6 protein-coding genes and 1 pseudogene are annotated in these 11,910 nt (G+C 74.3%); 2 read left to right on the top strand and 5 right to left on the bottom strand.

Annotated features, from left to right (window positions below; all coding sequences use genetic code 11):
* Positions 1-217: pseudogene (locus tag OO57_RS35830) on the top strand (haloacid dehalogenase); the annotation flags it as partial.
* A gap of 72 nt (positions 218-289) precedes the next feature.
* On the opposite strand, the gene OO57_RS35825 reads toward OO57_RS35830, so the two are convergent.
* The 5 genes from OO57_RS35825 to OO57_RS47100 form a co-directional block, all read right to left on the bottom strand.
* Complete coding sequence (locus tag OO57_RS35825) at positions 290-1,009, bottom strand: SDR family NAD(P)-dependent oxidoreductase (RefSeq protein WP_033256985.1); 720 nt, start codon at positions 1,007-1,009, stop codon at positions 290-292.
* 466 nt (positions 1,010-1,475) lie between these two features.
* Positions 1,476-2,765, bottom strand: coding sequence for a citrate synthase (locus OO57_RS35820; RefSeq protein ID WP_033256984.1), 1,290 nt, complete (start codon positions 2,763-2,765; stop codon positions 1,476-1,478).
* Positions 2,766-2,998: 233 nt separating this feature from the next.
* Positions 2,999-5,197 carry an ATP-dependent RecD-like DNA helicase gene (locus tag OO57_RS35815; protein WP_051778682.1) on the bottom strand — a complete coding sequence of 733 codons (2,199 nt, stop codon included), beginning with the start codon at positions 5,195-5,197 and terminating at the stop codon, positions 2,999-3,001.
* Positions 5,198-5,354: 157 nt separating this feature from the next.
* The gene (locus OO57_RS47105; protein ID WP_033256982.1) at positions 5,355-8,309 is read right to left on the bottom strand and encodes a hypothetical protein; all 2,955 of its coding nucleotides are present in this window, start codon (positions 8,307-8,309) and stop codon (positions 5,355-5,357) included.
* The gene (locus OO57_RS47100; protein WP_267885007.1) at positions 8,306-10,747 is read right to left on the bottom strand and encodes an ABC transporter permease; all 2,442 of its coding nucleotides are present in this window, start codon (positions 10,745-10,747) and stop codon (positions 8,306-8,308) included. The genes OO57_RS47105 and OO57_RS47100 overlap by 4 nt, the downstream gene beginning before the upstream one ends.
* Between OO57_RS47100 and OO57_RS43210 the strand changes: the two genes are divergently transcribed.
* Positions 10,722-11,720 (top strand): hypothetical protein, encoded by a 999-nt coding sequence (locus OO57_RS43210; protein WP_033256980.1) that lies wholly within the window; start codon positions 10,722-10,724, stop codon positions 11,718-11,720. The two genes, OO57_RS47100 and OO57_RS43210, sit on opposite strands and share 26 nt — an antisense overlap.
* Positions 11,721-11,910: the final 190 nt, after the last annotated feature.

Below are 11,910 nucleotides of genomic sequence, written 5' to 3'. Positions count from 1 at the left end.
CCTGCGCTCCGCCGCCGACGCCATCCGCCTCTCCCGCCGCACCCTCGCCACCATCAAGGGCAACCTCTTCTGGGCCTTCGCCTACAACGTCGCCGCCCTCCCCCTCGCCGCCGCCGGACTCCTCAACCCGACGATCGCGGGCGCCGCGATGGCCTTCTCCTCCGTCTTCGTCGTCACCAACAGCCTGCGCCTGCGCAACTTCCGACCCGCCGGGTAGGACGACGGCGCGGAACCGGGGCCCCGGGGAACGGCGGCTCCGTGCTGCCGGGTGGCGCCACAAGGGCCGGCGTCAGCGGCCCAGCAGCTCCCCGCCGTTGCAGTGCAGGATCTCCCCGGTGATGAACCCGGCCTCCGCCGAGGCGAGGAAGTACACCGCGGCCGCGACCTCCCCCGACTCGCCGATCCGCCCGAGCAGGGTGCGCGCCGAGCGGCGCGCCACCTCGGCGTCGTCCAGGCGGGGGCCGAAGAACTCGGTGCCCGCGACGGTGCCCGGGGCGACGATGTTGGCGGTGATGCCGGACGGGCCGAGCTGGGCGGCCAGGAAGTGGTTCCAGGCGTGCAGGGAGGCCTTCGCGGCGCCGTAGGAGCCCGCGCCGCGCAGGGCGGCGATGGAGGAGACGGTGACCACCCGGCCGGAGCCGGGGGTGAACCGGTCGCGGACGGACTCGGTGAGCAGCACCGCGGTCAGCACGTTGCGCTCGAAGTCGCCGCGCCAGCGGGCCAGGACGGCGTGCGGCCCGGCGCCGAGGACGGTCTCCCGGCTGCCCGCGTTGTTGACCAGGACGTCGATCCGGGCGGGCAGGGCGGGCAGCGCGGCCTCCACCGCGTCCGGGTCGGCGAGGTCGCACACCAGCGGGGTCACGTTGGTGCCGATCTCCTGCGCGGCGTGGTCGAGGACGCCCGGGCGGCGCCCGACGATCACCACGCGCTCGCCGGCCTCGGCGAAGCGCCGGGCCACCTCCAGGCCGATGCCGGTGCCCCCACCGGTGACTACGACGTTCCTGGCCATTGCGCACTCCCTCCCTGACCGTTCGCCGCACCGCGCGCCGCAGGCGGTCCGTACCGGATTGCCACGATTCCTATCACGCTGGGTTGCGATGGCTGCGGGGTGGGTGACGCCCCGGGCCGGGCGTACGGTGTGGTATGCACGCGGCCGTCCGGGTGCGCGGACGCACACGGAGAGTGGAGAGAGGCAACTCACACCCCCCTGGCGTAACTCTGCGCCCCCTGGTACGTCTTACCTTTTGTAGAGCGGGGCTCCGGCGGGCCCCGGACGGGCTGTCGATTCGTCGACCGCCCTCGCGCACGGCAACCGGGCCGGACCCGGACCCCCTGGGGACGCTTTGAGCGGCCGTTCCCGACCGGGGCCGTCCCGGGCGCCGTGCGCCCCAACGAAGAGCCAGACGCGGAGGGGCCCGGCCCCGTCCCCCGTACGGGAGGCGGAGCCGGGCCCCTTCGACGCTGCGGTCGACGGCTCAGCGGGCGTCGAGCGGCACGTAGTCGCGGATCTCCACGCCGGTGTAGATCTGCCGCGGGCGGCCGATCCGGCTGGTCGGGTCCTTGATCATCTCGTGCCAGTGGGCGATCCAGCCGGGGAGCCGGCCGAGCGCGAACAGCACGGTGAACATGCTGGTCGGGAAGCCCATCGCGCGGTAGATCAGGCCCGTGTAGAAGTCCACGTTCGGGTAGAGCTTGCGCGAGACGAAGAAGTCGTCCTTGAGCGCGTGCTCCTCCAGCTTGAGCGCGATGTCCAGCAGCGCGTCGGACTTGCCGAGCTGGGCGAGCACCTCGTGGGCGAGCACCTTGACCTGCGCGGCGCGCGGGTCGAACGCCTTGTAGACGCGGTGGCCGAAGCCCATCAGCTTGACGCCGTCCTCGCGGTTCTTCACCTTGCGGATGAACGCGTCGACGTCGCCGCCGTCCTTCTGGATCTGCTCCAGCATCTCCAGCACGGCCTGGTTGGCGCCGCCGTGCAGCGGGCCCCACAGCGCCGAGATGCCCGCCGAGATGGAGGCGAACAGGTTGGCGTGCGAGGAGCCGACCAGGCGCACCGTCGAGGTGGAGCAGTTCTGCTCGTGGTCCGCGTGCAGGATGAGCAGCTTGTCCAGGGCGTTGACCACGACCGGGTTGAGCTCGTAGTCCTCGGCCGGGACGGCGAAGGTCATCCGCAGGAAGTTCTCGACGTAGCCGAGGTCGTTGCGCGGGTAGACGAAGGGCTGGCCCATCGCCTTCTTGTACGCGTACGCCGCGATGGTCGGCAGCTTCGCCAGCAGGCGGACCGTCGAGAGGTTGCGCTGCGCCTCGTCGAACGGGTTGTGGCTCTCCGGGTAGAACGTGGAGAGCGCGCCGACCACCGAGGAGAGCATCGCCATCGGGTGCGCGTCCCGGGGGAAGCCCTGGTAGAAGCGCTTGACGTCCTCGTGCAGCAGGGTGTGCTGGGTGATCTCGTTGCTGAACGCATCCAGCTCGCCGGCCTTCGGCAGCTCGCCGTTGATCAGCAGGTAGGCGGTCTCGATGAAGTTGGCCTCCGAGGCCAGCTGCTCGATCGGGTAGCCGCGGTAGCGCAGGATTCCGGCGTCACCGTCAATGAAGGTGATCGCGGACTTGTTGGCGGCGGTGTTGCCGAAACCGTTGTCCAGGGTGACCAGGCCGGTCTGCGGGAGCAGCTTCGAGATGTCGAAGCCGGCGTTGCCCGCAGTGCTCTCGACGACGGGGTACTCGTACTCGCCGTCCTGGTACCGCAGTACTACCGATTTGTCGCTCACGTCTTCCTCACCGACGAAATTGATCCTCATCCGACTGCCCTGACTGTCTCAACGATCCCCCACCCGAAGGACGGCCGCGCACCCGGGGGTGACCCCGGGAAGGACCAGGGCCCACAAACTCCGCTGCCGCCACCGGTGCGAACCGGACAAGATCGGCGGCGGCACCGGACCAGGTTCCGCCCTAAATCTCTTCACGTCAAGACAACCTCTGGACGTACCGTACCGCCTCGAACTCAGCCCGCAGCCAATCTGTGGTCCAGCGCGGAGTGCCGCCGCTCGGTGCTCACCGACCGCACCGCCTGCCCGATGGCCTTGCGCGATCCGACCAGCACCACCAGCTTCCTGGCCCGCGTCACCGCCGTGTACAACAGGTTCCGCTGGAGCATCGTCCACGCCGACGTGGTGACGGGAATCACCACCGCCGGGTACTCGCTGCCCTGCGAACGGTGGATCGTCACCGCGTACGCGTGCGCCAGCTCGTCCAGCTCGTCGAAGTCGTACGGCACCTCCTCGTCCTCGTCGGTCGTCACCGTCAGCCGCTGGTCGTCCACGCTCAGTGCCGTCACCACGCCCACTGTGCCGTTGAAGACGCCGCTGCGCCCCTTGTCGTAGTTGTTCCGGATCTGCGTGACCTTGTCGCCGACCCGGAACGTCCGCCCGCCGAACCGGCGTTCGGGCAGGCCCTCGCGGGCCGGGGTGACGGCCGACTGGAGCAGCGTGTTCAGCGCGCCCGCCCCCGCCGGGCCGCGGTGCGTCGGCGTCAGCACCTGGACGTCCCGGCGCGGGTCGAGGCCGAAGCGCTGCGGGATCCGGCGGGCCACCACGTCCACCGTCAGGCCGGCCGCGCGCTCGGTGTCGTCCTCGACGAACAGGAAGAAGTCCGGCAGGCCCTCGGTCAGCAGCGGCAGGCCCTCGTTGATCCGGTGCGCGTTGACCACCACGCCGGACTGCTGGGCCTGCCGGAAGATCCTGGTCAGCCGCACCGACGGGACGGGGCTGCCGGGCGCCAGCACGTCCCGCAGGACCTTGCCCGCGCCCACCGAGGGCAGCTGGTCCACGTCCCCCACCAGCAGCAGGTGGGCGCCCGGCGCGACCGCCTTGACCAGCTTGTTCGCCAGGATCAGGTCCAGCATCGAGGCCTCGTCGACCACCACCAGGTCCGCGTCCAGCGGCCGGTCCCGGTCGTACGCGGCGTCCCCGCCCGGCTTCAGCTCCAGCAGCCGGTGCACCGTCGAGGCCTCCGCCCCGGTCAGCTCCGCCAGCCGCTTCGCCGCCCGCCCGGTCGGCGCCGCCAGCACCACCTTCGCCCGCTTCGCCAGCGCCAGCTGCACGATCGACCTCACCGTGAACGACTTGCCGCAGCCCGGGCCGCCGGTCAGCACCGCGACCTTCTCGGTCAGCGCCAGGCGCACCGACCGCTCCTGCTCCGGGGCGAGTTCGGCGCCCGTCCGCTTCGCCAGCCAGCCCAGCGCGGCCGGCCAGTCGACCTCCCGGAACCACGGCAGCCGGTCCTCCGGCGTGCGCAGCAGCCGCAGCAACTGGCCCGCCAGCGAGACCTCGGCCCGGTGGAACGGCACCAGGTACACCGCCGCCACCTCCTGCCCGTCCGCCCCCGGCAGCCGCTCGCGCACCACCCCCTCCGCCGCGACCAGCTCCGCCAGGCAGTCGATCACCAGGCCGACGTCCACCTGCAGCAGCTTCACGCCGTCCGCGATCAGCCGCTCCTCCGGCAGGTAGCAGTTCCCGTTGTCGGTGGACTGCGACAGCGCGTACTGCAGGCCCGCCTTCACCCGCTCCGGCGAGTCGTGCGGGATGCCCACCGCCTGCGCGATCCGGTCCGCCGTCAGGAAGCCGATGCCCCACACGTCCGACGCCAGGCGGTACGGCTGGTTCTTCACCACCCCGATCGAACCGTCGCCGTACTGCTTGTAGATCCGCACCGCCAGCGAGGTCGACACCTGCACGCCCTGCAGGAAGACCATCACCTCCTTGATGGACTTCTGCTCCTCCCAGGCCCTCGCGATCATCTTCGTCCGCTTCGGGCCCAGGCCCGGCACCTCGACCAGCCGCCCCGGCTCGTTCTCGATCACCTCCAGGGTCTCCACCCCGAAGTGCTCCACGATCCGCTCCGCGAACCGCGGCCCGATGCCCTTGATCAGCCCCGAGCCCAGGTACCGCTGGATGCCCTGGACGGTGGCCGGCAGCACCGTCGTGTAGTTCTCCACCGTGAACTGCCGCCCGAACTTCGGGTGCGAACCCCACCGCCCGAACAGCCGCAGGCTCTCCCCCACCTGCGCCCCCAGCAGCGCCCCCACCACCGTCAGCAGGTCGTTCGCCCCGCGCCCGGTGTCCACCCGGGCGACCGTGTAGCCCGTCTCCTCGTTGGCGTACGTGATCCGCTCCAGGACCCCCTCCACCTGAGCCAGCTGCACCGGACACCTCACACGATCAGGGACACGCCACCGCGAAAGGTACTCCGCCCGACCGACAGCCCGACCGACGGCCCGGCGCGCGCAGCGGCCCCGACCGGCACGGCGGGGCCGCGCGCCCGCGGCGCACGACCCCGTCGCGTCCTGACGGGAGCACCCGCTACTGCGCGCCCTCCCCCAGCCGCAGGACCTGCGGGACGCGGCCGCGCCCCGCCAGCCCCTGCAGCGCCGCCGCGCACGGCACCAGCACCAGCAGGCCCAGCGCCGCCAGCGCGACGCCCGCCCAGTCCGGGGCGAACGCCGGGGCGCCCGGCCCCTGGGTGAAGACCCGCAGCTCCAGGGCCGGGCCCAGCAGCCAGGGCAGGGCCAGCCCCAGCAGCGTGCCGCCGACCACCGCCGCGGCCATCACCGGGAGCAGCTGGACGAGTTGGACCCCCGCCGCGGCCCGGCCGCCGAGCCCCAGCGTCCGCAGGTGGGCGAGCATCCGCCCGCGCTCCACCGCACCCAGCAGCAGCTCCAGGACCACCGCGACCAGCCCCAGCAGCAGGCCGACCGCCGCCGACACCCGGAACGCCGTCTCCAGCGACGCCACCAGGCCGTCGCTCCCGGAGACCTCCAACTGCTCGTCCAGGTAACGGATCTCGATCGGCGCACCGCGGCTGACCGCCCCGCCCGCCGCCCCGCCGCCACCCGCGCCCGCGGCCGCCGCCGAACCCTCCACCACGGCCTTCACCCGCGCCGCGTCGATCCCGGCCGCACCCGCCGCCGAACCCGGCCGACCCGGCTCCGCGAACAGCACGGCCGCGTTGCGCTGCCCGTTCTGCCGGGGCAGCAGCTCCGCCCCCGGGCCGCCGAACACCAGCAGCCCGCCCGCCGTGCCGACGTCGCCGACCACCGGGCCGATCGCCCGGTCCGCGGCCGCACCGTCCGGCAGCACCCCGACGATCCGCACCCGGAACCCGGTGCTGCCCGCGTCCGCCGTGAACGAGCCGTCCGGGAACCGCTCGGCCGTCGCCCGGTCCGCCAGCGCCGGGAGCTCCGCGCCCGCGGCCGGCCGCTCGGCCAGCTCCGGCCCGGACAGCGCCGCCACCAGCGGCGAGGAGGGCTCGTACCGGGCCAGCGCCGCCGGATCGACCCCGACCAGGCCCACGCCCTTCACCGTCGTCCCGTCCTCGTCGGAGGTCAGCGAGGCCTGCCCGCCGCGCACCCGGAGCACCCCCGCGACACCCGGCACCTTCCCCAACTCCTCCTCCGGCAGCGCACGTTGCGACGGACCCAGGACCACCGCGTCACCGCCGACCCGCCACTGCGCACTCTCCGCCCGGCCCTGCCGGACGGTGCCCGACACCAGCGCGCCGAACACCGCGCAGGCCAGCGCGGGCACCAGCACCAGCAGCGCCGTCGCCGCCGCCCCCGACCGCCGCCCGGCCTGCGCCAGCCCGACCAGCGCGACCGCACCGCGGCGGCGCCGCGCCCACCGGGTCACCCAGCGCAGCGGCACCGGGTACACCCGCAGCACCACCACCACCGCCGCCAGGCCCAACAGCACCGGCACCAGAGCAAGTTGGGGATCCGTCTCGGCGCCCGCCGGAGCCGCGCCGCGCAGCCGCAACTGCAGCACGCCCGCCCCCGCCAGCAGCAGCACCGCACCCTCCACCACCAGCCGGGCCGACAGGCCCAGCGCCCGCTTCAGGCCCCGCCGACGCACCGGCTCCCGACCCGCCCGGCGCACCTCCCGGCCCTGCCACCACACCGCGACCGCCGGCGCGCACGCCACCAGCCCCGCCGACAGCAGCGCCGGCCACCACGCGCCCAGCGGCCGCCCGTCGGACCACCGGACAGCCACCGCCCAGCCCGCCAACAGGCCCACCAGGGCCGCCGGGACGGCCTCCAGCAGCCGAACGGCGGCCAGAGCGGGCTCACCCGCACCGCGGGCCCGCTGCAGCGCCAGCGCCGCCTCCCTGCGCCGCGCCCCGAGCCGGGCCGCGGCCACCGCCGTCGACACCCCGACCGCCAGCAGGCCCGCCAGCGCGAACGACTGCAGCGCGACCGTCCGGGACCGCTGCGCCGCGAACGCGTCCACCAGCGGCGACAGCTGCTGGTTCAGCAGCGGCGCGGCCACCTGACGCTGCCCCACCGGGCAGGCGGCGTCCACGCCGAAGACCGACCCGCCGCACACCTTCTCCGCGATCCTGCCCCCGAACAGCCGCGCCGAGGACGACAGTTCGGCCGCACCGCGGGCCGTGCCGCCACCGCCGCCGGGCTGCTCCGCCAGCCAGAACACCCAGGCCGCCGCCGTGGACGGCGCCCCGCGCGCCTCCATCGCCTCCACCCCGGCCGGGGCCACCATCGCCTGCCCGTAGCGCACGTACCCGTGGAGCACCGGCGAGTCCATCGGCGAGTTCAGCAGCGGCAGCTCGCGCCACACGTCGTCCGCCCCCTCCAGCGGCTCGAACTCGCCGACCACCACCGCCTCGGTGCGCCCCTTCGCCCCGACCAGCGACACCTGCTGGCCCACCGACACCCCGAGCTTCTCCAACGACTCGGCGGAGAGCCCGAGTTCGATCGGCGCCGACTCCGCATCGGCCGGCCGCCCCGGCGCCCGACCGGCCACCCAGCGCACCCGGTCCGCCGCGTCCTGGGCGTACACCAGCGACACGCTCGACGGGCCCCCGAACGGCATGGGCACACCGGCGCCCGTCAGCTCCATGCCCTCGACCTCCGTCCACCCCGACACCCGCACCAGGGACCGCGCCAGCTCGCCCCGGGCCGCCTGCCGCATCTCCTCGCCGACCTTGGTCAGCTCCGCGTCCAGGGTGTCGAACTGCGGCGCGGTCGACACGTGCATCACGTCCACCGGCCCGGTCAGCTCGGCGCGCGCCGTCATCAGCGGCCCGTTCGCCTGACCCGCCGTCAACCGGCGGGCCAGCTCCCGGTTCGCCGAACGGTCGAACAGCGGCGGCCACAACAGCGCCGCGACCGCCAGCACCGCCGTCAGCACCGCCAGCACCACCAGCACCGACCAGCCCGTCCGGGCCTCGCGCGCGGCCGGCCGCCAACCGCCGAACCCGCCCCGCCGCAGCCCGCGCGACCCCGACCCGCCCAGCCCGATCATCCGCTCTCCCCCGCCCGAAGCTCACGCGCCAGATCGACCCGTGCCAACATCCGCGACAGCACCAGCACCACCGCACCGGCCCCCAGGCCGGTCGCCAGCACCACCACCGCCGTCCACCCCCAGCCCACCGTCAACCGCAGGGCCGGGAACACCGCCAGACCACCCCCGTCGACCATGATCAACGGCAGTACCACCGCCGCCAGCACGACCCCGAGGGCCCCGCCCAGCAGCACCGCGAACCCGACCACCAGCAACTGCTCCAGCCGCAGCACCCCCGACAACTGCCGACGCCGCACACCCAGCGCCCGCAGCACCGCGAACTCCCGCCGCCTGGCCCGCGCCGACCCCACCGCGTGCACCGTGAACCCGGCCACCGCGAACACCGGCGACAGCACCAGCGACAGCAGCAGCGCACTGCGCCGCCCGTGCCGGAACGGATCCCCGGCCAACGCCGCCGCCCGCGCCCGCACGCCGTCCACCACGCCCAACCGGGGATCGGCCGCGATCGCCTGCTCCGCCCGCACCCCGCCGTCCTTCGACGCCGCCGCCAGCAGCCACGCCTCGTCCGACACCGGGTCCAGCCCGAGCTCCGACCGGGCCGCCGACAGCGCCCGCACGTCCACCAGCGCCTGCGGCACGTCCCGGCCCCGACCGCCCGGAAGGTCGGCCAGCTCCCCGACGACCTGCAGCTCGAACTGCTCCACGCCCCCGGCCACCAGCCGCGTCCGGTCACCCACCGCGTAGCCGGTCTCCCGCAGGAACGCCGCGTTCACCAGCGCCGGCACCGGCAGCACCTTCGCCACCGAACCCGCGGGCGGCATCCCGAACGACACCGTGTCCGTCCCCGCGCCCAACCGGAACGCCTCCGCCCCGGGGCCCTGCTCCACCCCGATCTCCGAGATCGGCCCGCGCACCACCGCCGACAGCACCCCGCCGTCCGGCCGCGACTCCTCGCACACCCCCGCCCGGCTCACCGGAACCGGCCGGCCCCCGTCCGAACGCCCCGGACACCCGAGCCCCGCCTTCCCGGACGACCCGGGCGTGACGTCCGTCCAGCGCGCGCCCTGCGGCAGCGACGCCCCCGCGACACCCGACACCGTCCACGTCAGCGTCGCCCGCGGGAAGCCCTTCACCGGCGTGCTCCGCAACGACAACCGGGTCACCTGCAGCGGGTGGTGCAGCGCCCCCGACCCCAGCGGCAGCGACACCGTCCGGGACACCCCGTCCGGCGTCAACCGCCCCTGCACCGTCGTCACCAGCCCGCCCGCGTCCTCCACCTGCACCGACAGCCACACCGGGCCGGTCCGCCCCAGCGGCGCCGCCGAGGCCACCGACACCTGCACGTCCAGCGACGACGGCCGCCCCGGGAGCGCCATCCCGTGCACCGGGACGTCCGCCCCCAACCGCCCCAACTGCTCGGCCAGCGAACCCCGGTCGAGGTCCGAACGCAGCGCCGGAACCGCGTGCGTCCACGCCCCCGACGCCATCCGCTCCGGCGTCGCCACCGACCGCACCGCAGCCGTGTCCACCCCCAGCACCGTCGTCCCCGTGTTGCGCACCGTCCCGACCTCCGACACCAGCGGCGTCACCGCCGCCACCCCCGGCAACCCCGCCAGCGCCCCGTACCGCTCCCCCGGCGGGAGCTCACCGCCCGTCACCCTCAGGTCCGCACCCACCTCGAACGCCGCCCGGTCCCGGTCGCTCGGCGGCTCACCGGCGATCACCGTGGTGGTCAACGCCCCCACCGCCAGCGCCAACGCCATCAACAGCACCGGCGCGCCCTGGCCCGAACGGCCCCGGCTCACCTGCCAACCGCTCAACGGCGCCACCAGCCCCCGCCCGCGCCGCGCCAGCGCCTCCAACCCCCGCCCCAGCGGCGGCAACAACCGCAACAGCAGCAACGCCGCCGCCACCGTCATCACCACCGGAGCCAGCACCAGCACCGGATCGAACCCGACCGCACTCGACGCCGGACTCAACAACCCCTCGTACTGCCGCAGTTGCAGGTACGCCAGCACCGCCACCGCAGCCAGCACCAGGTCCGCCCCGGCCCGCTGCACCACCACCCGGCGGCCGCTGCGCGACGGCGCCTCCCGTTCACCACCGTCCGCCGTCCACACCACCGGCAGCAGCGCCGCACACCCGTGCAGCACCAACGCCGTCCCCGCCACGGCCCACGTCGCAGAACCGGCCGCCTCCGCCGCGGCCCCCTCCACCGGCAATCCCGACCGCTCCAGCACCCGCAGCAGCGGCCCCGCCGCCCACACCCCCAGGATCGCGGCCGGCACCATGAACACCGACCACTCCACCGCGGCGCCCCCCAGCAACCGGGCCCGCCCCGCACCGCGCGCCAGCAGCAGCACCAGCTCCGCCCGCCGGAACTCCGTCAGTTGACGAGCCGTCAGCACCATCGTGACCGCCGACAGCACCCCCAGCATCGTCACCGGCACCAGCATCCCCGACCGCGCCACCATCATCGGCGACCGCAGCGCGTCCAACGCCTCCGGAATGTCACTGACCGCCCGCAACGCCCGCACCGGCGGCTCCGCCCCGTGGAACACCCTTCTGGACGGATCGCCCTTCACCAGGCGCTCCACCTGCTCCCGCAGCGCCCCCAACTCCTCAACCTGCAACCGCCCCAGCGCCGGCAGTGCTGTCCACTGCACGTCCACGTCCTCGCGCAGCACCGGACTCGTCCGCAGCAGGTCCCGCGACACCAGCGCCAACCCCGACGAGGCACTCAACCCCGACGACACCTGCCACGCCCGCCACCACGGAGCCGCCCCCGGCGCCTCCCGGTACACCCCGCTCACCTTCAGCGGCAGCACCTCCGCCACCTTCAGCACCGACACCGTCCCGCCGACCGACACCCCCAACCGACGCGCCGCCACCTCCGACAACGCCACCTGGTCCGACCCCGACGGCCAACTCCCCTGCGCCAGCTCCGCGAACCGCTGCGGATCCGCCACCGAGAACGGCGCCACCGGCATCCCCGCACCCACCGACTCCACCGCCGCCCCCGCCCCGCCCGGCAACGGCACCTCCAACGGAGCCGAAACCCGCAGCACCTCCTCCACCCGGGCCGACGCCCCCGGCAACGCCCGCCGCAACGCCTCCCGCACCGGAGCATCCGCCTTCGCGTCCGCCCCGTCCGCGTACCGCCCCACCAAGGAGACGGACACCCGCGGATCCTCCACCAACCGGCTCCGCATCCCCTGCGTCACCGAACTCGCCGTCAAAGCCGTCAACGCCGTCAACACCGCCACGGCCAACCACACCGTCACCGCCGCAGCCCCCAGCACAACCCCGTGCTGCCCGGCACGGCGCACTCCGGCGGGTGACCCCCGACCGTCCGCTCCCATGTCCCCCGAAGTCCTTCCGTCATCCCTAGGTGGTCTGGACCAATCCTGATGACGGGCAGTCTGCCTCCAACCCACCTCCCAAACAACCGCCCGACGATCACGGACCGGACTCGTTCGCCCACCCCCCGAACCGGAACCGCCCGCTCCGGCCCGGAAACGCGAGAAAGCCCCCTGACATCCCGTCAGGGGGCTTTCTCTGAATGATTGTTCGGCGGCGTCCTACTCTCCCACAGGGTCCC

This window comes from Kitasatospora phosalacinea (assembly GCF_000717185.1).
Lineage (GTDB): Bacteria > Actinomycetota > Actinomycetes > Streptomycetales > Streptomycetaceae > Kitasatospora > Kitasatospora phosalacinea_A.
This window is presented reverse-complemented; position numbering and strand designations above follow the sequence as displayed.